The organism is Streptomyces sp. DH24 (genome assembly GCF_029813775.1).
Lineage (GTDB): Bacteria > Actinomycetota > Actinomycetes > Streptomycetales > Streptomycetaceae > Streptomyces.
This window is the reverse complement of record NZ_JARVKW010000023.1, coordinates 64,355-88,744: the sequence shown is the minus strand read 5'-3', so window position 1 is coordinate 88,744 and position 24,390 is coordinate 64,355. Positions and strand designations below refer to the sequence as shown.

Sequence of the window (24,390 nt, the reverse complement as noted above, 5' to 3'; positions counted from 1 at the left end):
TGATGATCCCCAACGTGCCGCAGCCCGACGGCCAGGGTGCTGCCATGATCACAACTCGTCTGCGGCGGCGGACCGCTGCCGCCGCCGTCTCCCTCGCCGCCGTCCTCGCCACCACGGCGGCCACCAACGCCGGACCGGCCGCCCCCGCGCAGCCCGCCGCCCCCGCCAAGGCGGCCCCGGCGTGCCCGACGTTCGACGACAAGCTGAAGGCGGCCGCCAACCGTGCCGTCGACGTCGACCGCATCACCCCCGAGCCCGTGTGGCGCGCCACCTGCGGCACCCTCTACCGCAGCGACAGCCGCGGCCCGGCGGTCGTCTTCGAGCAGGGCTTCCACCCCAAGGACGTGGTGAACGGCCAGTACGACATCGAGAAGTACGTGCTGGTCAACCAGCCCTCCCCGTACGTGTCGACGACGTACGACCACGACCTCTACAAGACCTGGTACAAGGCGGGCTACAACTACTACATCGACGCCCCGGGCGGCGTCGACGTCAACAAGACCATCGGCGACCGGCACAAGTGGGCCGACCAGATGGAGGTCGCCTTCCCCGGCGGCATCGCCCGGGAGTACGTCGTCGGAGTCTGCCCGGTCGACAAGAAGACCAAGGTCGAGATCATGAGCGACTGCGAGAGCAACCCGCACTACAAGCCCTGGCACTGACCCGGACCCCGCCCCGGCCGTGCTGTGATCGCCGGTTAATCTGACCTGCGTCAGTAGGACGATCACGTGATCACAGCATGGAATGAGGGGCGGGCCGGTGGCCGACATCGAGGAAGCGCGCAAGCAGTTCGAGCGGATCGACCTGGACGGGGACGGCCTCATCACCGCCGCCGAGTTCAAGAGCGCCCTGGCGCAGCAGGGCGACTGGCACGTCACCGAGTCGGTCGCCGAGGCGATCATCAACAGCCGCGACCTGAACGGCGACAAGGTCATGTCGTTCGACGAGTTCTGGGCGTACCTGAACAAGTAGCCGCCCCGGAAGCATCGCCCGGCCGGCACAATCCGGCCGGGCCTTGCCGTCAGCCCTTCTTCGCCCACTCGCGCAGGGCGGCCCGGCTCTCGAAGTCGGCCACGTTCTTGTCCAGCGGGTTGTCGGTGTACTGGTGGAAACGCCACCTGGCCTTGATGCGGGGCTTGCCCGCGGTGACGTAGTCCGCGATCCAGAGGGCGTCGCCGGCGTACGAGGTCGTGTCGATGTTCAGCCAGAAATGGCGGTTGCAGTACAGCACCACCCGGTGGTCCGGGCGGAGTTCCCTCACCTTCCTGATGAAGCGGTCCTTCTCGGAGTTGCTCGCGTGCGTGCCCTCGCCGGTCGTCTCCCAGTCGACCGCGAGGATGTCGCCGGCCTTCTCCGGGGCCTTGCTCACGAAGTACTCGGCCTGGGCCGCCAGGTTGCCCGGCCAGAGGAAGTGGTAGAAGCCGACGACGAGTCCGGCGTCGCGGGCCGTCTTCGTCTGGGCCGCGAGTCTGGGGTTGACGTAGGTACGGCCCTCGGTCGCCTTGACGAAGACGAAGGACAGGCCGTCGGTGTCGTAGGACGAGGGCTGGTAGGCGCTCACGTCGATGCCGCGCAGCATGCGGGACCCCCTTGAGGTGCGGTCGCGGGGAGAGGAGTCGGGATAGTTGTATGCCCCCTGCCGGCGCGGCCGACCCCACGTCCGCCCGATGTTGTCGACTTCGGTCGTCGGACGGGCACATCCGGCCCACCGCGCAGGCGGGATCGTTCCCGTCCGTCCACCGGACCTTGTCGATAGCATTGCGGCCACAGGGAATTGGGGGAGTTCTGCGTGGAACCGCTGATGGGAATGGTGCTCTCGGCCGTGGGGACCGTCGCCTCGGGCGCGCTGTCCGGAGCGGGCGGCGAGATGGGCAGACGGACCTCCGAGCGCCTCTTCGGCCTGCTGAGCCGGACCCGCACCGGGCCCGGGGAGGCCGGCCCCGGGTCCGCCGACGGTGAGCGGCAACCGACCCTGCCCGTCACCGAGCCCGAGCAGACCGCCGCCGCGTTACGGCTCGTGGAAGTGGCCCGCAGCTCACCGGAGTTCGCCCGCGAGGTCGCGGAGTGGGTGCGCGAGGCGTCCTGGCTGGCGCCGCGTGCCGTGCCCGCGGTCGCCCACGACGCCTCCCGCCCGCAGATGCTGCCCCCGGTGACCGCCGTGTTCACCGACCGCGAGGACGTGCTCGCGCGGATCACCTCACTGCTGGACGAGGAGGACCGCCCCTCGGGCGCGCCGGCCGTCGTCGCCCTCACCGGCCCCGGTGGCATCGGCAAGACCGCCGCGGCCGTGCACTGCGCGCACGCCCTGCGCGAACGGTTCCCCGACGGGGTGCTGTTCGTGGATCTGGCCGGTGCCTCCGCCGGTACGGCGCTCTCGCCGTCCGACGCGCTCGCGCGGTTCCTGGAGCGGCTCGGGGTGCCGCCCGCGATGGTGCCGGGCGACGAGGCGCGGCAGCGGGACCTGTACCGCGACTGCACCGCGGACCGCCGCATGGTCGTCGTCCTGGACAACGCGCACAGCGACGCCCAGGTGATCCCCCTGCTCCCGGCCGCGCCCGGCTGTCTCGTCCTGGTGACCAGCAGGCACCGGCTGGGCGCGCTGGTCGCCGAGCACGGCGCCCGGCATCTCACCCTGCCGCCGCTGTCCACGGCGGACTCCGTCACGTTGATCCGGCGCGTCGTCGGCGGGGAGCGCGCTGCCGCCCCGGACGCGGTCGTGCGGGCCGTGGCCGAGGGTACGGGCGGCATCCCGCTCGCGGTGTGCACCACGGGCGCGGGGCTCGCCGTCCGGGAACACCTGGCGTGGGAGCGTGTCGCGCGGGAGTTGTCCGACCGTACGCACGGCCCGGGAGGCAGCGGCATGGCAGACGGGGGTCCCGGCGGCGGGCCCGCCGACGATCCGGTGCGGCTCGCGCAGGACGTCTCCTACCGCGAACTCGCCCCCGAATGCGCCGCCTTCTACCGCGCCCTCGCGGTGTGGCCCTGGCCGACGGTGACCGTCAGGTGCGCCGCGTCCGCTGCCGACGTGAGCCCTGAGCGGGCCCGGGAGCTGCTGGAGCAACTGGCCAGGGTGCATCTGCTGACGGAGGTCGGTGAGGAGCGCTACCGGTTCCACGACCTGGGGCGGGCGCACGCCCGTGAGCTGGCGCTCGCCGAGGACGGGCACGGGTGGATGGCCGCCGCGGTGCGCCGGGTGACCGTCGCGCAGCTGCGGTTCGCCGTGGCGGCGGACTTCCGGGTCATGCCGCTGCGCTGGCGGCTCGGCCCCGCGTACCGCGGACTCGAACTGCCGCAGGAGCGTGATCCGTCCGACGGGAAGCTGGCGCTGGCGGAGCTGCGTGAGGAGCGGGAGAACCTGGCCGCGGTCGTCCGGGCTGCCGGGCACCACGGCTTCGACGAGCTCGTGTGGCAGTTGTGCGAGGCCATGTGGGGTCTGCATCTGCTGCTCGGCTTCCACGCCCAGTGGATCGACACGCACCGGCTCGGCGTGGAGGCCGCCCGGCGCTGCGCGGCCGAGTTCGGCGATCCGCGCGCGGTGGGCCGGATGCTGGTGCAGCTCGCGTTCGGGCACATGGGCGCCGGGCAGCCGGACGAGGCCGAGGCGGCGCTCGTACAGGCCGCGGAGGCGGACCGGGCGTGCGGGCACCATCGCGGCCGGGCGAGTGCCGTCGAGGCGCTGGGGCTGCTGCGTCTGAAGCAGTGGCGGTACGCGGAGGCCCAGCGGTGCTTCGAGGAGGCGCGGGACGTCCTGGGCCTGATCCGCGAGGGTGACGACGGGTGGCGGGACGTGCCCCGTGCCACGGCCCTGCTGGAGCACCACATCGGGCGGGCCGAGGCCCGGCAGCGGCACTTCACGGCAGCCGTCACCCGGCTGAACGACGCGCTGGCGCGCTTCCGCCGGCTGCCGGGCGGGGGCGACGCGTACAACGCGGGCCGCGTCTACATGAGTCTGGGCGAGGCGCACCTGGACGCGGGGGACACGGAACTCGCGCTGGTGTGCCTGGACCGGGCGGTCGAGACGATGGAGACGGCCGGGGCCGGGCTCCAGCTCGCGGACGCCACCGAGTTGCGCGCCCGCTGCCACCGCCTCGCGGGCCGCCCCGCGCGGGAGGCCGGGGATCTGCGGGCCGCCGCCGCGCGCTACGAGGACAACGGCGACCGGGTCGGCCTCGACCGGGTGCGGGCGCGCCTTTCCGAACTGGGAGCGTGAGCCGCCCGGCGGGTCACGGCGCGGGAACGGACAGCGGTTCGACGGCGACGCGGTGGGCCGTCGAGCCGGTGCGTACGGTGATGCCGGGGAGGACGCCGGCCAGGGGCCTGCCGTCGGACAGCCAGGCGTGCAGCGCGGAGGCGTAGGCGGCGGGGTCGCACAGGTCGGGCCGCCCGTCGGGACCCGGGGCGGCGGTGAGCCGCAGGAGGTCTCCCTCGCGGGTGCGGACGACGCAGCGGTCCGGGCCGTCCACATAGACGGCCAGGGAGCAGTACGAGTGGCGCGCGAGCGCCTCCGACGTCCACGCGGACGGCGGTCCGAGGCGTGGGTCGTCCGCGGCGGCGTACCGGACGACGAGGTCCGCGATCCGCAGCCTGCCGGTGTCCCGGGTCTCCTCGTCGACCGCCGTGTGGGCGGAGCGGTCGTGCCCGGCGGGGCCTTCCGAGGGGTCGGGCGCGTCGTCGGCGACGGCGTACCGGACGACGGTGACCCCCGGCGGGCCGGTGTCGACGGGGCCGGTCAGGACGCGCACCGGGGCGGTGCGGCGGGCGGGGCGGAAGGGCGGCAGCGGCAGGGGTTCGAGCAGCGCGGGGCGGCCCTCGGGTTCCGGGAGGCCCATGAGGTCGTAGAACAGCCGGCGCAGCAGGGCGGCCGACTCCCCGGGCGACGAACTGGTCTGCTCCGCGAGGTTCTTGTACCGGTCCGGCTCGTGCGAGGCGATCGTCCGGTCGATCTGTGCCCGCAGGCTCCCGGCGCGGTCCAGCCGGGGAGCCGTACGGCCGAGGGCGGCCACCGGGGAGAGCGGGTCGAGGTCCTCCTGCGGGAACGCGCCGAGCAGGACGGGGACGCCGATGGACGCCGCGTAGTAGGTGACGCTGGAGTGGTCGCCGATGACGCAGTCGGCCGCGATCAGGGCCTGCCGCCAGCCGTCGAGCGGGTCGATGGCGTCGAGGCCGGCGCGCCGGGCGCTGTCGAGCCAGGCGCGGACCTGGCCGGGGCCGTGACCGTGCCAGATGTTCGGGTGCAGGACGGCGGTGGTCCGGTACTCGTCGGCGGGCAGTTCGCAGGCCAGCCGGGACAGCAGCCAGGGCAGCAGGTCGGCGCCGAAGAGGGACCGCGCCGACCAGGTCGAGCCGACGACGATCAGCCGCTGGCCGGGCGCCACGCCCAGCGCGCGGCGGAAGCGGTCGCGCTGGGGGAGAGCGGCGAGGACGCGGTCGTAGCACGGGTCACCCGCGAGGACGGCCGTGGGCGCCGCCTCCGGGCAGGACGCGCGCAGCCGGTCGAGCTGCTCGGGGTGGGACAGGACGGTCGCGGTGGCGATCGGACGTCCGTCCACCAGGAGCCACTCCGGCGCGAGGCCGAAAACGGGGTTTTCCGCTGGGGGGGGGGTGCCCGTTCTCGCCAGCCGCTTGTTGTATCCGACGCCGTGCGACAGGACGACCAACTCGCCCTGTATCTCGTCCAGTTCACCGCCGTAGCTGGCCGTGACCGCCAGCTCGAACGCCGTGTCCCTGGCCTGCTCCCAGGGCAGCACCGGCAGCCCGGCCCGCGCCAGCAGCTCGGGCACGCCGGACAGGAACGGGGAGGACCCGGTGCAGGTGGCGAACAACTGCACGCGGACGTCGCTGTGGAACAGCGGCAGCACGTCCAGCAGCCGGGTCGCGGAGGTCACGTTGTGCACGACGAACAGCACCCGCCGGCACCCGGCCCGCGTGACCCACCGCTCCGCGTCGGCCCCCACCGGCACCCGCAACCGCCCTGCTCCGCCCGTCACCGCCGGTGCGCCCCCTCGACCGTTCCCTCAGCACTCGATGATGTTGACCGCCAGCCCGCCCCGGGCCGTCTCCTTGTACTTGACGGACATGTCCGCGCCGGTCTCCTTCATCGTCTTGATGACCTTGTCCAGGGACACCTTGTGGGAGCCGTCGCCGCGCATCGCCATGCGGGCGGCGGTCACGGCCTTCACCGCGGCCATGCCGTTGCGCTCGATGCACGGGATCTGCACCAGGCCGCCGACCGGGTCGCAGGTCAGGCCGAGGTTGTGCTCCATGCCGATCTCGGCCGCGTTCTCCACCTGCTCGGGGCTGCCGCCCAGCACCTCGGCGAGCGCGCCCGCCGCCATCGAGCAGGCGGAGCCGACCTCGCCCTGGCAGCCGACCTCGGCGCCGGAGATGGAGGCGTTCTCCTTGAACAGCATGCCGATCGCGCCGGCCGCCAGCAGGAAGCGGACCACGCCCTCCTCGTCGGCGCCGGGCACGAAGTTGATGTAGTAGTGCAGGACCGCCGGGATGATGCCGGCCGCGCCGTTGGTCGGGGCGGTCACGACCCGGCCGCCGGCCGCGTTCTCCTCGTTCACGGCCATCGCGTAGAGGGTGATCCACTCCATGGCGAGGGCCTTCGGGTCGCCCTCGGAGCGCAGCTTGCGCGCGGTGTTCGCGGCGCGGCGGCGCACCTTGAGGCCGCCGGGCAGGATGCCCTCGCGGGACATGCCGCGCCTGACGCACGCCTGCATGACCCGCCAGATCTCCAGCAGGCCCTCGTGGATCTCGTCCTCGGTGCGCCAGGCCCGCTCGTTCTCCAGCATCAGCGCGGAGATGGACAGGCCCGTCTCCCGCGTCAGGCGCAGCAGTTCGTCGCCGGTGCGGAAGGGGTACTTCAGGACCGTGTCGTCCAGCTTGATGCGGTCCGCGCCGACCGCGTCCTCGTCGACGACGAAGCCGCCGCCGACCGAGTAGTACGTCTTCGACAGCAGCTCCGCCCCGGAGGCGTCGTACGCCCACAGGGTCATGCCGTTGGCGTGGTACGGGAGGGTTTTGCGGCGGTGCAGGACCATGTCGTCGTCGTAGGAGAAGGCGATCTCGTGGTCACCGAGGAGGCGGATCCGGGCGGAGTCCTTGATGCGCTCCACGCGCTCGTCGGCCGTCTCCACGTCGACCGTGCGGGGCGAGTCGCCCTCCAGGCCGAGCAGGACGGCCTTGGGCGTGCCGTGGCCGTGTCCGGTCGCGCCGAGCGAGCCGTACAGCTCGGCCCGCACCGAGGCGACGGAGCCGAGCAGCTCGTCGTTGCGCAGGCGCCGGGCGAACATGCGCGCCGCCCGCATCGGGCCCACCGTGTGGGAGCTCGACGGGCCGATGCCGATCGAGAACAGGTCGAAGACCGAGATGGCCACGGGGACTCCTTACAGCGGGGGTGGTGCGGGGTGCCGGGCACCGCGCGCGTCGCCGCGCGCGGTGCCCGAGGGGGTTACTTGTTCAGCCCGGGGTACAGCGGGTGCTTGGCGGCCAGCGCCTGCACGCGGCCCCTGAGCGCCTCGGCGTCGTAGGACGGCTTCAGCGCCTCGGCGATCACGTCCGCGACCTCGGCGAAGTCCTCGGCCGTGAAGCCGCGGGTGGCGAGGGCGGGCGTGCCGATCCGCAGGCCGGACGTCACCATCGGCGGGCGCGGGTCGTTCGGGACCGCGTTGCGGTTGACGGTGATGCCGACCTCGTGGAGCCGGTCCTCCGCCTGCTGACCGTCCAGCTCGGAGTCGCGCAGGTCCACCAGGACCAGGTGCACGTCCGTGCCGCCGGACAGCACGTCCACGCCGACGGCCCGTACGTCGTCCCGGACGAGACGCTCGGCGAGGATGCGGGCGCCTTCCAGGGTACGGCGCTGGCGCTCCTTGAAGTCCTCGGAGGCGGCGACCTTGAACGCGACGGCCTTGGCGGCGACCACGTGCTCCAGCGGGCCACCCTGCTGACCGGGGAAGACCGCAGAGTTGATCTTCTTGGCCAGCTCGGCGGTGGACAGGATCACACCACCGCGCGGGCCGCCCAGCGTCTTGTGGGTGGTCGTGGTGACCACGTGCGCGTGCGGGACCGGGTTCGGGTGCAGGCCCGCCGCGACCAGACCGGCGAAGTGCGCCATGTCGACCATGAGGTAGGCACCGACCTCGTCGGCGATCCGGCGGAACGCGGCGAAGTCCAGCTGCCGCGGGTAGGCCGACCAGCCGGCGACGATCAGCTTCGGCCTGGCCTCCTTGGCGAGGCGCTCGACCTCGGCCATGTCGACCCGGCCGTCGTCGCCGACGTGGTAGGCGACGACGTCGTAGAGCTTGCCGGAGAAGTTGATCTTCATGCCGTGGGTCAGGTGCCCGCCGTGCGCGAGGTTCAGACCCATGATGGTGTCGCCCGGCTTGAGCAGCGCGAACATCGCGGCCGCGTTGGCCTGGGCGCCCGAGTGCGGCTGCACGTTGGCGTGCTCGGCGCCGAACACGGCCTTCACGCGGTCGATGGCGATCTGCTCGACCACGTCGACGTGCTCGCAGCCGCCGTAGTAGCGACGGCCGGGGTAGCCCTCGGCGTACTTGTTGGTCAGGACCGAGCCCTGCGCCTCCATGACCGCGACCGGCGCGAAGTTCTCGGAGGCGATCATCTCCAGGGTGGACTGCTGGCGGTCCAGCTCGGCGTCGACCGCGGCGGCCACGTCCGGGTCGAGCTCGTGCAGGGGCGTGTTCAGAAGCGACATGTGTGCTACGACCTCTCAGCCGGCGGAAAAGGCGGTGTACTCGTCGGCGGAGAGCAGGTCGGCCGGCTCCTCCGCGACGCGCACCTTGAACAGCCAGCCGCCCTCGAAGGGCGCGGAGTTCACCAGCGACGGGTCGTTGACGACGTCCTCGTTGACCTCGGTGACCTCGCCGGAGACGGGGGAGTACAGGTCGGAGACCGACTTGGTCGACTCCAGCTCGCCGCAGGTCTCGCCCGCGGTCACGGTGTCACCGACCTCCGGGAGCTGGACGAAGACGACATCGCCGAGCGCGTTCGCCGCGTGCTCCGTGATGCCGACCGTCGAGACGCCGTCCTCGGCGACCGACAGCCACTCGTGCTCCTTGCTGTAGCGCAGCTGCTGGGGGTTGCTCATGGCCTGAATTCTCCTGTACGCGAGGGAGTGCTGGTGAATGAGGGACTGCTGGGACCGCTGGTGAACAGCGGAAGTGTGCGCGGAGCCACGCCGTCACGCCTGCCGGGCACGGACCCGTGCTTCAGTGTCCGCTTCGGGCGCCGGGAAAAGCGTCACTTCCGGTCCGGCGCCCGGCGAGGCGTGGCCTTCCGGTGCCCGCAGAAGTGTCTACTTCTGGCGCTTGTAGAACGGCAGCGCCACGACCTCGTACGGCTCGTGACTGCCGCGGATGTCCACGCCGACCCCGGGGGTGCCCGGCGCCGCGTGCGCCGCGTCGACGTACGCCATCGCGATCGGCCTGCCCAGCGTCGGGGAGGGGGCTCCGGAGGTGACCTCGCCGATCACCTCGCCGCCGGCGACCACGGGGTACCCGGCGCGCGGGACACGGCGGCCCTCGGCGACCAGGCCGACCAGGACGCGCGGCGGGTTCTCCCGGGCGCGGGAGGCGGCCTCGGCCAGCGCCTCGCGGCCCACGAAGTCGCCCTCCTTGTCGAACTTCACCACCCGGCCGAGCCCGGCGTCGAAGGGCGTCAGCTCCGTGGTCAGCTCGTGCCCGTACAGCGGCATGCCGGCCTCAAGACGCAGAGTGTCCCGGCAGGACAGGCCGCAGGGCACCAGACCGGCGCTCTCGCCGGCCTTGGTCAGCGCCTGCCACAGCTCGGCGGCGTGCTCCGGCTTCACGAACAGTTCGAAGCCGTCCTCGCCGGTGTAGCCGGTGCGCGCGATCAGCGCCGGGACGCCCGCGACGGTGCCGGGCAGCCCGGCGTAGTACTTCAGGCCGTCGAGGTCGGCGTCGGTCAGGCTCTTGAGGATGCCGGGCGACTCGGGGCCCTGCACGGCGAGCAGCGCGTAGGCGTCCCGGTCGTCGCGCACCTCGGCGTCGAAGCCGGCCGAACGCTCCACGAGCGCGTCCAGCACGACCTGGGCGTTGGAGGCGTTCGCGACCACCAGATATTCGGGGGCCCCGGTCTCCGCGAGCCGGTACACGATCAGGTCGTCCAGGATGCCGCCGTCGGCCCGGCAGATCATGGTGTAGCGGGCCCGGCCGACGCCGACGGAGGCGATGTTGCCGACGAGGGCGAAGTTCAGCAGCGCGGCGGCCTGCGGGCCGGTGACGGTGATCTCGCCCATGTGGGAGAGGTCGAACAGGCCGGCCCGGGTGCGCACGGCGTTGTGCTCGTCGCGCTCGGAGCCGTAGCGCAGGGGCATGTCCCAGCCGGCGAAGTCGGTCATGGTCGCGCCGAGCGAGCGGTGCAGGGCATCCAGCGCGGTACGGCGAGGTTCGTTACTGCTCATCGGACGGTCGTCTCCAAGGCATGACAGGGGGTCGTTCCTCCCCATCTGTCATCGGAACCTGAGAGGTTCGCCATGACCAGCCCGGGAAAGGGATGGGCAATGGCTTGCACCTTGGGTGGAGCCACTGACACAGCGGCCCGCTTTTCAGATGTGCCTCGCCCGCGCGGTAACGGGGCCTGAGAGATTCAAGGGAGGGACTTGCTCCTTCGGCGCCCCGGGCAGTGCCGGGGACTCTCCCGCGCGGATTCAAGCGGCCGGTATGCAGTTGGCGGCCACATCATTGCACGCCGGGTCGGCTCGCCGACAGGCCGCACTTGTAGCCGGCTTGTGGCAGTAAGCGAACGAAAATGCGGGACAGTCTGAATTACCTTTTCTTTACACTCGGCGGGGATGGGACTCCGTACCCGACCCCAGGGGGGACGATCACGGTGAACAGGACCACGGTGTACGCCACGACCTCGGGCGTCGCGCTGCCCAAGCAGGCCGCCGCTCCGGCCCGGGAGGCGTGCGGCCCGCAGTCCGCACCCGTCGTCCGCGATCTTCGCGACCGCGGCGGACACAGCCCGCACGCCCTGCTCTTCGGGCCCCGCGACCTCGTCGTGGTCACCGGCCTGCCCGGCAGCGGCAAGTCCACGCTGATGCGGCGCGCCGTGCCCGGCCGGCGCGTCGACTCCCAGGACACCCGGGACCGCTGGGACCGGCGCATGCCGCGCTTCCTGCCGTACGCCGTCTACCGCCCGCTGGTCCGCCTCGCGCACTACGCCGGGCTGCGGCGGGCGCTGCGCTCCGGCGAGGGCGTCGTCGTGCACGACTGCGGCACCCAGGCCTGGGTGCGCGCCTGGCTGGCCCGCGAGGCCCGCCGCCGGGGCGGCAAGCTGCACCTGCTGCTGCTCGACGTCACACCGCGGGAGGCGCTGGCCGGCCAGCGCGACCGCGGCCGGGGCGTCTCCCGCTACGCCTTCCGCAGGCACCGCACGGCCACCACACGGCTGCTGCGCGCGATCACCGAGGGCGACCTGCCGGCCGGCTGCGGCTCGGCGGTCCTCGTGGACCGGGACGCGGCGAACGCGCTGCGCCGGATCGGCTTCACGGGCTGACCCGGCCGGGCCCGGCACCCGTTAGCCTTTTCAGCCACAGCAGTGGCACCAGTCAGGCGGTAGGCAGAGATGGACTTCCCGGCGGAATTCTCCGCGGACTTCCCGGCGCAGGCGCACCCCCATCCGCACGGTGGATGGCCCGGCAACGAACTGGAGGAGGTGCTCTCCGCCTCCCTCGGCGTCCCCTCGGCCGGCGGCCGGATCGTCGAGGTGCTCGGCCGCAGCTTCCTCTGGGTCCCGCTGCCGGGCGGCGGCGGTCCGCACACCGGCCCGCTGGACCTGCCCACGCTGGAGCTGGAGGGCCAGGCCTATGTGCCGGTGTTCAGCTCCGAGGAGCAGTTCCGCCAGGTCGTCGGCGCCCACATGTCGTACGCCGTCGCGCCCGCCGTGGAGTTCGCGCGTGGTCTGCCCCCGCAGGCGGGCATCGCCGTCAACCCGGGCGGTGTGGTCGGCATACCCCTGCCGCCGCCCGCGGTCGCCGAGCTGTGCCGGGCCGGGCGCACCCCGCTGGACGGTCCCGCGAGCGGCGGCCGGGTCCGGCTGTTCGAGCCCGACTGGCAGGAGGACCCGGTCGACTTCCTGTCCGCCGCCGGGACCGAGTTCGAGGGCATCGGTGTGGTCCGCACGGCCCGCCGCTGCCTCGCCGCCATCGAGACGGCCGACCCGGTCATGTTCGTCGGCGTCGAACTCTCCCAGTGGGAGGGCGACCTGCGGGCCCTGCCCATGGACGCCCTCGGCCGCGCGCTCGGCACGTCCCCGGTCAAGTGGCCGGTCAACCTGGTCCTCCTGGACGTGGCGCAGGACCCGGTGGGCGACTGGCTCCGGGAGAACGTACGGCCCTTCTACCAGCGGGCCATGTGAGGAACGCGCGCCGGACGTCCCGAAGGGCGCGACGAGACCTTCACGACCGGCGCCCGGAGCACACCACCGGGCACCGAACTCCCACACCGGCGTCGGCCACACTTAATCTGGTTTCATAACCCACGGCACTTTTCCGAAGGGGCACAACGTGAGCGCGAGCGGCACAGCCGCGGCCGGACAGGTCGAGCACATGCTGCGCCAGGTGACGCCCGGGCGCTACGACGCCTACGAGGCGCTGCTCCGCGCGCTCGCGAGCCCGTCCTCCGGCCAGATCTGGATGCTGCTGTGGCACGGCCAGGCCGGCTCACCGGACGCCCAGTACGGAAACATGGAGGTCGACGGCCACGGCTACGCGCCCTGCGTGACCTCCGCCCAGGAGCTGTCGGCCAGCGGCTGGAACCGGTCGTACGAGGTGGTCGACGGCCTGGAGGTGGCCCGCGCGCTCTACCCGGACCACTTCGGCCTCTGGCTCAACCCGCACGCCCCGGGCGGCGGCGTCGGCATCCCGTGGCTCGATCTGCGCCGCATCGCCACCGGCCTGGACCGGCAGCCCGCGGGCCCGCTGCGGCTGTCCGAACCGGCCATCGAGATCCCGCAGTTCTACGCCCTGATCGCGCAGAACGCCCACCGCACCCCGGCGGTCCGCTCGTTGCGCCGCGCGTGGGTGCAGCCGGCGCTGGGCGCGCCGTACCTCGCCATCGGTCTCGACGTGTACGACACGAGCCCGCCGGCCGTGGACGCGGTGCGCGCGATGATGCAGCAGTCGATCGGCGCGGTCCCGGAGGGCCTGCCGGTGTCGACGGTCGCGCTGTCCGACGAGCACGACCCGGTGGCGATGTGGCTGCGCGCGAACGCCCGGCCCTTCTACGACCGCGAGGCGCACGCGAGCCCGGCCCAGGCGCCCGCGGCGGGGTACGGATTCCCGCCGGCGCAGGGCCGCTACTGATCCGTTCCGGACAACGAGCGGGCGGGTCGGCCGGGCCGACTCTCCGCGCGTAGAGAAGGGCGGTAGGTTCCGGTCTGTGCCGAATGTCCTGACTCGCCTGCGTCCGACGGCCGCAACCGTCTGTTCGGATAACGGAAACCCCCGGACAGCATCACGGTTGCGCATCCTTTCTCCGTCAAGTCTGGCAACAAAACGCCGAAGCGTTGAAGACTCCCGCACCAGGGGTGTTCACCCCTGTGTACGACGGACTGAATCGCCGCCACAGCGGCAAGTGCGGGCCGGCCACCGCCGGTTGAGAGGGGTCCCTGCCAGATGACGGCACCATTGCACGAGCCGACCGCGGAAGCGGCCCCGAGTGCGGCCGAGGAAGCGGCGGTAGGCAAGTCCGACGCGAAGGCCGTGCAGGGACGCTCCTTGGGCCGGATCGCCTGGGAGCGCCTGAAACGGGACAAACTCGCCCTCGCGGGCAGCGTCGTCGTGCTGTTCCTGATCGCCGTCGCACTACTCGCGCCCGTGATCACGAGCCTCGTCGGGCAGGATCCCGAGGCGCACCACGAGGAGCTGATCGACCCGCTGTTCGGCACGCCGACGGGTTCCTGGGGCGGCATCAGCAGTGAGCACCTGCTGGGCGTCGAGCCGGTCAACGGCCGCGACATCTTCGCCCGCATCGTCTACGGCGCCCGGATCTCGCTCCTCGTCGGCTTCCTGTCGGCGCTGGTGGCGGTGGTCATCGGTACGGTGCTGGGTATTCTCGCCGGCTTCTTCGGCGGGTGGGTCGACGCCGCGATCAGCCGTGTGATGGACGGTCTGCTGGCCTTCCCGCAGCTGCTGTTCATCATCGCGCTGGTCTCCGTCATGCCGAACGAGATGCTGGGACTGACCGGTACGGGCGTCCGCCTGTTCGTGATGATCCTCGTCATCGGCTTCTTCGGCTGGCCCTACATCGGACGCGTGGTGCGCGGCCAGACGCTCTCCCTGCGCGAACGGGAGTACGTCGAGGCGGCCCGATCGCTGGGCGCGGGGCGGTTCTACATCCTCTTCAAGGAACTGCTGCCGAATCTCGTCGCGCCGATCATCGTCTACACGACGATGATGATCCCGACCAACATCCTCACCGAAGCGGCACTCAGCTTCCTGGGCGTGGGCGTCAAGCCGCCCACGGCCTCCTGGGGCCAGATGCTCTCGAGCGCGATCGACTACTACGACTCGGACCCCATGTACATGGTGATCCCGGGCGTGGCGATCTTCATCACCGTTCTTGCCTTCAACCTCTTCGGCGACGGCGTGCGTGACGCGCTCGACCCGAAGGGCTCCCGCTGAACTGCCGTACCCCAAGCGACCCGTGGCATCTGGCACGGGACCTCTCATCAAAACCGGAGGATCCGAGATCGTGACTACCCAACGCACCTCAGGGCGGCGCAAGCAGGCCATGGCCGCTGCCGCCGTGGTCGCCGCGCTGCTGGCCACGGCAGCGTGCGGCGGCGGCGACGACAGCGACGGCGACGGCACGAAGGCGGCCGGCTTCGACGCGGCCAACAACAAGCTGGCCAACGCGTCCACCACGAAGGGTGGCGAGCTGAAGTTCGCGGGCGCCCAGGACGCCGACTCGTGGGACACCACGCGCGGCTACTACGGCTTCGCCTGGAACTTCATGCGCTACTACAGCCGCCAGCTGCTCAGCTTCAAGACCGAGCCGGGCAAGACGGGCGCCGAGCTGACGCCGGACCTGGCCACCGACGCGGGCAAGGTCTCGGACGACGGCAAGACCTACACGTTCACCCTGCGCGACGGCATCACCTGGGAGGACGGCAAGCCGATCACGTCCCAGGACGTGAAGTACGGCATCGAGCGCCAGTGGGCGCAGGACGTGCTGTCCGGCGGTCCGGTCTACCTGAAGGACATCCTGGACCCGAAGGGCGAGTACCCGGGCCCGTACAAGGACAAGTCCGCCGACAAGCTCGGCCTGAAGGCCATCGAGACGCCGGACGAGAAGACCATCGTCTTCAAGCTCCCCTCGGCCAACAGCGACTTCCCCGAGATGCTCGCGATGCCGTCGGCGTCCCCGGTCCGCCAGGACAAGGACACCAAGTCGAAGTACGGCCTGAAGCCGTTCTCCAGCGGCCCGTACAAGTTCCAGTCGTACTCCCCGGGCAAGTCCCTCACCCTCGTCCGCAACGCGGAGTGGAAGAAGGACTCGGACCCGATCCGCAAGGCGCTGCCGGACAAGATCAGCGTCCGGTTCTTCACCAACGCCAACGACATGGACCAGCGCCTCATCAACGGCGACTACCACCTGGACATCAACCAGACCGGCATGTCTCCGCAGGGCCGCACCACCGCCCTGAAGCAGCACAAGGAGAACCTGGACAACCCGGTCACCGGCTACATCCGCTACGCGGTCTTCCCGCAGAGCGTGAAGCCGTTCGACAACATCCACTGCCGCAAGGCCGTGCTGTACGGCGCCGACCACGTCTCGCTGCAGAACGCGCGCGGCGGCCCCATCGCCGGCGGTGACATCGGCACCAACATGCTGCCCCCGTCGGTGCCGGGCTCCGAGGGCCAGAAGTACGACCCGTACGAGATGGCCGGTGCCAACAAGAAGGGCAACATCGCCAAGGCCAAGGAAGAGCTGAAGGCCTGCGGTCAGCCCAACGGCTTCAAGACCCGCATCGCGGTCCGCAACAACAAGCCGGTCGAGGTGGCCACCGCGGAGTCGATGCAGGCGTCGCTGAAGAAGGTCGGCATCCAGGCCGAGATCGACCAGTACGACGGCTCGCAGACCTCCGGCATCATCGGCAGCCCCTCGAACGTGAAGAAGAAGGGCTACGGCATCATCGTCATGGGCTGGGGCCCGGACTTCGCCACGGTGCAGGGCTTCGGTCTGCCGCTGTGGAGCAGCAAGTACATCCTTGAAAGCGGCAACAACAACTACGCCCTGATCAAGGACAAGACGATCGACGGTCTCTTCGACGACTACGTTACGGAGCTCGACGAGGCGAAGAAGGCCCAAATCGCCACGGAGATCAACCACAAGGTCATGGAGGGCGCGTACTACCTGCCCTTCGTGTTCGAGAAGTTCATCAACTGGCGCTCGTCCGAGCTCGCGAACGTGTACACGACCGATGCCTACAACGGCCAGTACGACTTCGTGAACCTGGGCGTCAAGAAGTAACCCGGCCGGCACACCCGCCATACGGCACGAAAGGCAGGTGAAGGCCGGGGCGGTGTGACCGCGGGCCACCGGAGGACCTCCGGTGGCCCCGGTCCGCCGCCGGGCCGAGAGCTGTGCTCGCTTACCTCATCAGGCGGCTGTTCGCCGCCGCAGTGATGCTGGTCGTCATCATCCTGGTGGTCTTCAGCATCTTCTTCCTCGTCCCCAAGTGGGCGGGAGTCGACCTGGCCACGAGCTTCGTGGGCAAGCAGGCCGACCCGGCCGCCGTCGAGGCGGTGCGGCAGAAGCTGGGCCTGAGCGACCCGGTCTACGTCCAGGTCTGGGAGTTCTTCAAGGGCATCTTCGTGGGCCGCACCTACGCGGCCGGCGGCGACGTCACCCAGTGCGCCGCGCCCTGCTTCGGGTACTCCTTCCGCAGTGAACAGGCCGTCTGGCCGGTGCTGACCGACCGCTTCCCGGTGACCCTGGGACTCGCGCTCGGCGCCGCCCTGCTGTGGCTGCTCATGGGCGTCGCGGCCGGCGTGCTCTCCGCGCTCAAGCGGGGCAGCGTGTGGGACCGCAGCGCGATGGTCGTTGCCCTGGCGGGCGTCTCCCTCCCCATCTACTTCACCGGTCTGCTCAGCCTGGCGATCTTCTCCTACGGACTGGGCTGGATCGACGGCGAGTACGTGCCGCTGGAGGACAGCCTCACCGGCTGGCTCGGCGGCATGATCCTGCCGTGGGTCACCCTGGCGTTCCTGTACGCGGCGATGTACGCCCGTATCACCCGCGCCACCATGCTGGAGATCCTCGGCGAGGACTACATCCGCACGGCCCGTGCCAAGGGCCTGCGCGAGCAGGTCGTGATCCGCAAGCACGCGATGCGCTCGACGATGACGCCGATCCTCACCATGCTCGGCATGGACATCGGTGCCCTCATGGGCGGGGCGATCCTGACCGAGACCACGTTCAGCCTCCCCGGCCTCGGCCAGAAGGTGCTGGACGCGATCAAGAACCAGGACCTGCCCTTCATCCTGGGCGTCACCCTGATCACGTCCCTCGCCGTGCTCATCGCCAACCTCGTGGTGGACATCCTGTACGCCGTGATCGACCCCCGAGTGAGGCTCTCATGACCGGACTCAGCAAGACCGGAGCGGCCGTGGGCGAGCCCACCGGCACCTCGCGGGCGCCCGGCGCCTTCCTGGAGGTGCGCGACCTCAAGGTGCACTTCCCGACGGACGACGGCCTGGTCAAGTCCGTCGACGGGCTCAGCTTCCAGCTGGAGAAGGGCAAGACCCTCGGCATCGTGGGCGAGTCCGGCTCCGGCAAGTCGGTGACCTCGCTCGGCATCATGGGCCTGCACACCGCCGGCCAGTACGGCAAGCGCAAGGCGCAGATCTCCGGGGAGATCTGGCTGGACGGCACCGAACTGCTGTCCGCCGACCCGGACTACGTGCGACGGCTGCGCGGCCGCGAGATGGCGATGATCTTCCAGGACCCGCTGTCCGCGCTGCACCCGTACTACACGATCGGCGCGCAGATCGTGGAGGCGTACCGCATCCACCACGACGTCGACAAGAAGACCGCCAAGCGGCGTGCCGTCGAGATGCTCGACCGGGTCGGCATCCCGCAGCCGGACAAGCGCGTCGACAGCTACCCGCACGAGTTCTCCGGCGGCATGCGCCAGCGCGCGATGATCGCCATGTCGCTGGTGAACAACCCCGAACTGCTCATCGCGGACGAGCCGACCACCGCCCTGGACGTCACCGTCCAGGCGCAGATCCTCGACCTGATCCGCGATCTGCAGAAGGAGTTCGGCTCCGCGGTCATCGTCATCACCCACGACCTGGGCGTCGTCGCCGAACTGGCCGACGACATCCTGGTGATGTACGGCGGCCGCTGCGTCGAGCGCGGGCCCGCCGAGAAGGTCTTCTACGAGCCGCGCCACCCCTACACCTGGGGGCTGCTCGGCTCGATGCCGCGCCTGGACCGCGAGCAGCAGGACCGGCTCATCCCGGTCAAGGGCTCCCCGCCCTCGCTGATCAACATCCCGTCGGGCTGCGCCTTCAACCCGCGGTGTCCCTACGCGGACGTCCCGAAGGACGACGTCACCCGCACGGTCCGTCCCGAGCTGGCCGAGGTCGGCAGCCGGCACTGGGCCGCCTGCCACATGAGCACGGAGCAGCGGGAGCGTATCTGGACCGAAGAGATTGCGCCGAAGCTGTGAGCGAGAACTCCGAGGACACAGTGGTGACCACTCCCGCCAAGAGCGACGGTGCGACGCTCACCAAGGACGCCGCCCCCGGCGAGGTCCTGCTGAGGGTGACCGGCCTGAAGAAGCACTTCCCGATCCGCAAGGGCCTGCTCCAGCGGCAGGTCGGCGCGGTGCGCGCGGTCGACGGCATCGACTTCGAGGTCCGCTCGGGCGAGACCCTGGGCGTCGTGGGCGAGTCGGGCTGCGGCAAGTCGACGATGGGCCGGCTCATCACCCGGCTGCTCGAACCGACCGCCGGCACGGTGGAGTTCGAGGGCAAGGACATCACGCACCTCGGTGTGAGCGGGATGCGCCCGCTGCGCCGCGACGTGCAGATGATCTTCCAGGACCCGTACTCGTCGCTGAACCCCCGGCACACCATCGGCACGATCGTCGGCGCTCCCTTCAAGCTCCAGGGCGTCGAGCCCGAGGGCGGCATCAAGAAGGAAGTGCAGCGGCTGCTGTCGGTCGTGGGGCTCAACCCCGAGCACTACAACCGCTATCCGCACGAGTTCTCCGGCGGCCAGCGCCAGCGCATCGGCATCGCCCGCGCCCTGGCGCTCAACCCGAAGCTGGTCGTGGCGGACGAGCCGGTGTCGGCGCTGGACGTGTCGATCCAGGCGCAGGTGGTGAACCTGCTGGACGACCTCCAGCAGGAGCTCGGCCTGACGTACGTGATCATCGCGCACGACCTCTCCGTCGTCCGGCACGTCTCGGACCGTATCGCGGTGATGTACCTCGGCAAGATCGTCGAGCTGGCCGACCGCGACTCGCTGTACAGGGCGCCGATGCACCCGTACACGAAGGCGCTGATGTCGGCGGTGCCGATCCCGGACCCGCGGCGCAGGGCCGCCAAGAGCGAGCGCATCCTGCTCAAGGGCGACGTGCCCTCGCCGATCGCCCCGCCGAGCGGCTGCCGCTTCCACACCCGGTGCTGGAAGGCGACGGAGATCTGCCGTACGACCGAGCCGCCGCTGCTGGAGCTGCGGCCCGGACAGCGCGTCGCCTGCCACCACCCGGAGAACTTCGCGGACCAGGCGCCCCAGGACACGGTCCTGCTGTCGGCCGCGAAGGAGGCCGGCGAGCTGGTCGGCGAGGCGGTGCTGGAGGAGTCGGCGGAGACGTCGGCTGCGGTGGCCGAGGCAACCAGGGACACCGCCTCCGCGGACAGCTCGCCCGAGGACGCCGTTTCCAAGGACGCTCCCGCCAAGGACGCCTCCTCCGAGGACTCCACCGAGAAGTAAGCCTGACCGAGCCCCCGCCTTGCAATGTAAGGCGGGGGCTCGCTGTCGGGTGAGAATGGCAGGGTGCTTCAGCAACTGTTCAGCCCGTCCGTCCAGCACACGCTCGACCTGATCGGCATCTTCGTCTTCGCGATCTCCGGCGCCCTGCTGGCCGTCCGGAAGAACTTCGACGTGTTCGGCATCGCCGTCCTCGCCGAGGTCACCGCGCTGGGCGGCGGGCTGTTCCGCGACCTGATCATCGGGGCCGTGCCGCCCGCCGCCTTCACCGACCTCGGCTACTTCCTCACCCCGCTGCTCGCCGCCGCGCTGGTCTTCTTCCTGCACCCCCAGGTCGAGCGCATCCAGGCCGGGGTGAACGTCTTCGACGCGGCGGGCCTCGGCCTGTTCTGCGTCGCCGGGACGACGAAGGCGTACGAGTACGGGCTCGGCCTGACCGCCTCCGCCTGCCTCGGCCTCGCCACCGCGGTGGGCGGCGGCGTGCTGCGGGACGTCCTCGCCAACGAGGTGCCGTCCCTGCTGCGCTGGGACCGTGACCTGTACGCGGTCCCGGCGATCGTGGGCGCCACGATGGTCGCGCTGTGCATCCGCCACGACGTGCTCACGCCGGTCACCAGCGGCCTCGCGGTCGTCACGGCCTTCGTGCTGCGGCTGCTCGCGATGCGCTACCACTGGCGGGCGCCGCGCGCCTGGAACCGCAGGTCGACGGTGAGCGAGGAGGACCGCGGGGCCTCGTCGTTCACCTGACCACCGGCGTTCACACGGCCGACATACAGAAAGCTACCGCTCAGTAGTTACTTGTTGTACCGTACCGCCATGGCTCAGGCATCCCAGGCGACCATCGGCAGCAGCGAGTTCGACCGCGACACCGCCGTCACCCGGCGCGCGGAAGGCGTCTACGACATCGACCTGTCCGCCGGCTGGACGATCATCAACGCCGTCAACGGCGGCTACCTGCTGGCCGTACTGGGCCGCGCCCTCTCGGACGCGCTGCCGCATCCCGACCCGTTCACCGTCTCCGCGCACTACCTCACCGCCTCCCGGCCTGGCCCGGCGGTCGTGCGCACCGAGACCGTCCGCACCGGCCGCACCCTCTCCACCGGCCAGGCCTCGCTGTTCCAGTACGACGACGAGGGCAACGAGGTCGAGCGGATCCGCGTCCTCGCCTCCTACGGCGACCTCGACGCACTCCCCGACGACGTCCGCACCTCGGCGCTGCCGCCCGCGATCCCGCCGATGGACCAGTGCTTCGGACCCGAGGACGGACCGGCGCCCGTGCCCGGCAGCTCGGCCATCGCCGACCGGCTGATGATCAAGCTGGACCCGGCCACCCTCGGCTGGGCGCTCGGGCAGCCGTCCGGCAAGGGCGAGATGCGCGCCTGGTTCGGCCTCAAGGACGGCCGGGACGCCGACCCCTTCTCGCTGCTCCTCGCGGTCGACGCGCTGCCGCCCACCGCCTTCGAGCTCGGACTGTCCGGCTGGGTGCCCACGGTCGAGCTGACCGTGCACGTGCGGTGCCGCCCGGCGCCGGGCCCGCTGCGGGTGGCGATCACCACGCGCAACCTCGCCGGCGGCTTCCTGGAGGAGGACGCCGAGGTCTGGGACGGCGCCGACCGGCTGGTGGCCCAGTCCCGCCAGCTCGCGCGGGTCCGGCTCGGCTGAGGAGGCGCGGGGGAGCGGCGGCTCTGCCGGTGTGACGCAGGCATCGGCGTGGTCGGCCGGGCGGCGCGGTCGGCGTGGCCGTACGCGTGCCGCGTGTGTGTGCCGGCTCGGCGGGCGTGGCCGTACGCGTGCCGCGTGCCGCGCGGCGGGTGCGGCTCGGCCGGTGCGTTCGTCCCGCTGCCGCCGGCCGGGCAGTGGGCGTCAGTCCAGCCAGTGCCGCCGCCCGAGGCTGATCAGTCTCAACTGGCGGGCGGCGAGCCGTCTGACGCGCTCGCGTTCCGGGGCCGGGGCCTCCAGCGCCTCCAGGAACAGTGACGCCGTGACGAGCATCTGGTCGACGTAGAGGTGCGCGAGCATCAGCAGGTCGTCGTCGTTCCAGCCCGCCGACACCGGGTCCTTGGCCAGCTCGGCCTTCACCTCCCCGGCGAACCGCGCCAGTTGGGCCCGGATGGCCTCCCGCACCGGCTGTACGCCGCCGTGCCGCTCGCGCGCGACGAACCGGACGTGCGCCGGGTGCGCGGCCACGTGGCCGGCGATCAACCCGACGGCGCGGTCGATGCGTTCGTCGCTGTCGCCCGTCGTGGCCACCGTCGTCCGGATCATCGGGTGCAGACTGCCCAGGGCCTCCTCGACCAGCGCCACGCCCAGGTCCGCCGTGCAGCGGAAGTGCCGGTAGAAGGCGGTCGGGGCGACGCCGACGGCCCGCGTGACCTCGCGCAGCCCCAGGCTGCTCAGGCTCTGCTCCTCCAGCAGCCCCAACGCCGCGTCCAGCAGCGCCTGCCGGGTCTTCTGCTTCCGGGCCTGCCGGACGCCGAGGGTGTGACTCATGACATGCAGTTAACAACCGTTCTCCGCAAGGGGAAAGTCATGGGCCGCGTTAGACTGGGAAGTCAGTGAACAAGTGTAACTGCATGTTGTTCACCCGACCGTAGGGGGAAATTCCATGCTGTTCCTGGTCGCAGCGCTCCTGCTGCTCGGCGTCGTGCTGGGCACCGTCGCCCACGCGCCCCTGTCCTTCACCCTCGTCGCCGCCGTCGTGATCGCCGCGTGGCTGGGCGTCTTCGCCCTCCGTGAGCGCCACGCCCGCCGCCGCGGCACCTCCGCCGGCTGACCCGCACGTCCGACCCCGAACCGACCCTCGGGAGCTGACCCGCCATGCACCTGACCGCACCGGCCACGCACCGCACCGGCATCCGCGACACCGACGGCATGGCCGTCGCGTCCTTCGTCCTCGGCCTGCTCGGTCTGCTCGTCCTCAACGTGTTCCTCGGGCCGATCGCCATCGCGCTGGCCGGCGTCGCCCTGCGGCGCGGCACCGCCCGTCGCGGCCGGGCCTTCCTCGGCCTCGGACTCGGCGTCGCCGACCTCGTCGTCCTGGCGGCGTTCATGCAGGCCGACCACACCATCTCCTGGAGCTTCTGAGCCCGTCACCGGGAGCTTGCGGGCCCCGGCCGCGAGGACCGCGGGGCGGCACGGGGGGGGCGGGCGGGGCAGGGCCGGAAGGGCGCGCGGAGCAGCCCCGTAGAATCGGGCTCACCATGGCTTACCTCGACCACGCCGCGACCACCCCGATGCTGCCCGAGGCGGTCGAGGCACTCACCGCACACCTCGGCGTCACCGGCAACGCCTCCTCGCTGCACGCGGCGGGCCGCCGCGCGCGGCGCACCGTAGAGGAGGCCAGGGAAACCCTCGCCGAGGCCCTCGGCGCCCGCCCCAGCGAGATCGTGCTCACCTCCGGCGGCACCGAGGCCGACAACCTCGCGGTCAAGGGCCTGTACTGGGCCCGCCGCGACGCCGACCCGGCCCGCACCCGCGTCCTCGCGAGCCCCGTCGAGCACCACGCCGTCCTCGACGCCGTGCACTGGCTCGGCGAACACGAGGGCGCCACCGTCGAGTACCTGCCCGTCGACTCCTACGGCCGCGTCCACCCCGACGCGCTGCGCGAGGCCATCGCCCGCGACCCCGACGACGTCGCCCTCGCCACCGTGATGTGGGCCAACAACGAGATCGGCACGATCATGCCGGTCCGTGAACTCGCCGACGCCGCCAGCGAGTTCGGCGTCCCGCTGCACGCCGACGCGGTGCAGGCCTTCGGTCAGCTGCCCGTCGACTTCGCCGCCTCCGGGCTCGCCGCGATGACGGTGTCCGGGCACAAGATCGGCGGCCCGTACGGCATCGGCGCCCTGGTGCTCGGCCGTGAGTACACGCCCGTGCCCGTGCTGCACGGCGGCGGCCAGGAGCGGCACGTGCGCTCCGGCACCCTCGACGTGCCCGCCGTCGCCTCGTTCGCGGTCGCCGGACGGCTCGCCGCCGAGCAGCGCGAGTGGTTCGCCCGCGAGATCGGCGCCCTGCGCGACGCCCTGGTGGCCGCGGTCCGGGCCGCCGTGCCCGACGCGATCCTGGGCGGGGACCCGGAGGACCGCCTCCCGGCCAACGCGCACTTCACCTTCCCCGGCTGCGAGGGCGACTCGCTGCTCCTGCTGCTCGACGCCCAGGGCATCGAGTGCTCCACGGGCTCCGCCTGCACCGCGGGTGTCGCCCAGCCCAGCCACGTCCTGCTCGCCACCGGCACCGACCCGGAACTGGCCCGCGGCACCCTGCGCTTCTCCCTCGGCCACACCTCCACGCAGGCCGACGTCGAGGCGCTCGCCAAAGCCATCGGACCGGCGGTGGAGCGGGCACGGGCGGCGGGGCTGACGTAGCGGAGCGGCGGGCCGGGCCGCCTCAGGGT

Annotated in this window: 23 protein-coding genes and 1 riboswitch; of the genes, 16 read left to right on the top strand and 7 right to left on the bottom strand. The window is 71.5% G+C overall.

Annotated elements, in window-relative coordinates; genetic code table 11:
* The first annotated feature begins 44 nt into the window (after window positions 1–44).
* Both QC282_RS19825 and QC282_RS19820 read left to right on the top strand, forming a co-directional pair.
* On the top strand, window positions 45–662 hold the full coding sequence (locus QC282_RS19825; RefSeq protein WP_279550842.1) for an ADP-ribosyltransferase: 618 nt from the start codon (window positions 45–47) through the stop codon (window positions 660–662).
* A gap of 97 nt (window positions 663–759) precedes the next feature.
* Window positions 760–972, top strand: a complete 213-nt coding sequence (locus QC282_RS19820) for an EF-hand domain-containing protein (RefSeq protein ID WP_279550841.1) — start codon at window positions 760–762, stop codon at window positions 970–972.
* 49 nt (window positions 973–1,021) lie between these two features.
* On the opposite strand, the gene QC282_RS19815 is transcribed toward QC282_RS19820, so the two are convergent.
* Window positions 1,022–1,579: a glycoside hydrolase family 25 protein gene (locus QC282_RS19815; RefSeq protein WP_279550840.1), complete on the bottom strand. Its 558-nt coding sequence runs from the start codon at window positions 1,577–1,579 to the stop codon at window positions 1,022–1,024.
* 210 nt (window positions 1,580–1,789) lie between these two features.
* On the opposite strand from QC282_RS19815, the gene QC282_RS19810 reads away from it, so the two are divergent.
* The gene (locus QC282_RS19810; protein ID WP_279550839.1) at window positions 1,790–4,210 is read left to right on the top strand and encodes an NB-ARC domain-containing protein; all 2,421 of its coding nucleotides are present in this window, start codon (window positions 1,790–1,792) and stop codon (window positions 4,208–4,210) included.
* Between the two features lie 13 nt (window positions 4,211–4,223).
* Here QC282_RS19810 and QC282_RS19805 read toward each other — a convergent pair whose 3' ends face one another.
* The 5 genes from QC282_RS19805 to gcvT all read right to left on the bottom strand — a co-directional run bounded on the left by QC282_RS19805 (window position 4,224) and on the right by gcvT (window position 10,447).
* Window positions 4,224–5,987, bottom strand: coding sequence for a hypothetical protein (locus QC282_RS19805; RefSeq protein ID WP_279550838.1), 1,764 nt, complete (start codon window positions 5,985–5,987; stop codon window positions 4,224–4,226).
* Between the two features lie 27 nt (window positions 5,988–6,014).
* Entirely contained in the window at window positions 6,015–7,382 is a 1,368-nt protein-coding gene (locus QC282_RS19800) for an L-serine ammonia-lyase (protein WP_279550837.1), read from the bottom strand.
* Window positions 7,383–7,456: 74 nt separating this feature from the next.
* A complete protein-coding gene (gene glyA, locus QC282_RS19795) occupies window positions 7,457–8,719 on the bottom strand; it encodes a serine hydroxymethyltransferase (RefSeq protein WP_279550836.1) in 1,263 nt (420 codons plus the stop codon).
* 15 nt (window positions 8,720–8,734) lie between these two features.
* The gene (gene gcvH, locus QC282_RS19790) at window positions 8,735–9,112 is read right to left on the bottom strand and encodes a glycine cleavage system protein GcvH (protein WP_279550835.1); all 378 of its coding nucleotides are present in this window, start codon (window positions 9,110–9,112) and stop codon (window positions 8,735–8,737) included.
* 207 nt (window positions 9,113–9,319) lie between these two features.
* Window positions 9,320–10,447: a glycine cleavage system aminomethyltransferase GcvT gene (gene gcvT / locus QC282_RS19785; protein WP_279550834.1), complete on the bottom strand. Its 1,128-nt coding sequence runs from the start codon at window positions 10,445–10,447 to the stop codon at window positions 9,320–9,322.
* Window positions 10,448–10,601: 154 nt separating this feature from the next.
* A riboswitch (glycine riboswitch) is annotated at window positions 10,602–10,696 on the bottom strand.
* 179 nt (window positions 10,697–10,875) lie between these two features.
* Here gcvT and QC282_RS19780 point away from each other — a divergent pair.
* From QC282_RS19780 to QC282_RS19735, 10 genes are all read left to right on the top strand, one after another.
* Entirely contained in the window at window positions 10,876–11,544 is a 669-nt protein-coding gene (locus QC282_RS19780; protein ID WP_279550833.1) for an AAA family ATPase, read from the top strand.
* 69 nt (window positions 11,545–11,613) lie between these two features.
* Window positions 11,614–12,405: an enhanced serine sensitivity protein SseB gene (locus QC282_RS19775; protein ID WP_279550832.1), complete on the top strand. Its 792-nt coding sequence runs from the start codon at window positions 11,614–11,616 to the stop codon at window positions 12,403–12,405.
* 148 nt (window positions 12,406–12,553) lie between these two features.
* Window positions 12,554–13,351: an enhanced serine sensitivity protein SseB C-terminal domain-containing protein gene (locus tag QC282_RS19770; RefSeq protein WP_279550831.1), complete on the top strand. Its 798-nt coding sequence runs from the start codon at window positions 12,554–12,556 to the stop codon at window positions 13,349–13,351.
* A 312-nt stretch (window positions 13,352–13,663) separates the two neighbouring features.
* Window positions 13,664–14,671 carry an ABC transporter permease gene (locus QC282_RS19765; protein ID WP_279550830.1) on the top strand — a complete coding sequence of 336 codons (1,008 nt, stop codon included), beginning with the start codon at window positions 13,664–13,666 and terminating at the stop codon, window positions 14,669–14,671.
* A gap of 70 nt (window positions 14,672–14,741) precedes the next feature.
* Window positions 14,742–16,523 carry an ABC transporter substrate-binding protein gene (locus QC282_RS19760; RefSeq protein ID WP_279550829.1) on the top strand — a complete coding sequence of 594 codons (1,782 nt, stop codon included), beginning with the start codon at window positions 14,742–14,744 and terminating at the stop codon, window positions 16,521–16,523.
* A gap of 113 nt (window positions 16,524–16,636) precedes the next feature.
* Window positions 16,637–17,635: an ABC transporter permease gene (locus tag QC282_RS19755; RefSeq protein WP_279550828.1), complete on the top strand. Its 999-nt coding sequence runs from the start codon at window positions 16,637–16,639 to the stop codon at window positions 17,633–17,635.
* Window positions 17,632–18,729, top strand: coding sequence for an ABC transporter ATP-binding protein (locus QC282_RS19750; protein ID WP_279550827.1), 1,098 nt, complete (start codon window positions 17,632–17,634; stop codon window positions 18,727–18,729). The genes QC282_RS19755 and QC282_RS19750 overlap by 4 nt, the downstream gene beginning before the upstream one ends.
* A 23-nt stretch (window positions 18,730–18,752) precedes the next feature.
* Window positions 18,753–20,000, top strand: coding sequence for a dipeptide ABC transporter ATP-binding protein (locus tag QC282_RS19745; protein WP_279550826.1), 1,248 nt, complete (start codon window positions 18,753–18,755; stop codon window positions 19,998–20,000).
* Window positions 20,001–20,063: 63 nt separating this feature from the next.
* Entirely contained in the window at window positions 20,064–20,744 is a 681-nt protein-coding gene (locus tag QC282_RS19740) for a trimeric intracellular cation channel family protein (protein ID WP_279550825.1), read from the top strand.
* A 69-nt stretch (window positions 20,745–20,813) separates the two neighbouring features.
* Entirely contained in the window at window positions 20,814–21,659 is an 846-nt protein-coding gene (locus tag QC282_RS19735; protein WP_279550824.1) for a thioesterase family protein, read from the top strand.
* 201 nt (window positions 21,660–21,860) lie between these two features.
* Here QC282_RS19735 and QC282_RS19730 read toward each other — a convergent pair whose 3' ends face one another.
* Window positions 21,861–22,487, bottom strand: a complete 627-nt coding sequence (locus QC282_RS19730) for a TetR family transcriptional regulator (protein WP_279550823.1) — start codon at window positions 22,485–22,487, stop codon at window positions 21,861–21,863.
* A 115-nt stretch (window positions 22,488–22,602) separates the two neighbouring features.
* Here QC282_RS19730 and QC282_RS19725 point away from each other — a divergent pair, with 115 nt between their 5' ends.
* The 3 genes from QC282_RS19725 to QC282_RS19715 all read left to right on the top strand — a co-directional run bounded on the left by QC282_RS19725 (window position 22,603) and on the right by QC282_RS19715 (window position 24,361).
* On the top strand, window positions 22,603–22,770 hold the full coding sequence (locus QC282_RS19725) for a hypothetical protein (protein WP_279550822.1): 168 nt from the start codon (window positions 22,603–22,605) through the stop codon (window positions 22,768–22,770).
* A 44-nt stretch (window positions 22,771–22,814) separates the two neighbouring features.
* Window positions 22,815–23,081 (top strand): DUF4190 domain-containing protein, encoded by a 267-nt coding sequence (locus QC282_RS19720; RefSeq protein WP_279550821.1) that lies wholly within the window; start codon window positions 22,815–22,817, stop codon window positions 23,079–23,081.
* A gap of 116 nt (window positions 23,082–23,197) precedes the next feature.
* Window positions 23,198–24,361: a cysteine desulfurase family protein gene (locus QC282_RS19715; RefSeq protein WP_279550820.1), complete on the top strand. Its 1,164-nt coding sequence runs from the start codon at window positions 23,198–23,200 to the stop codon at window positions 24,359–24,361.
* Window positions 24,362–24,390: the final 29 nt, after the last annotated feature.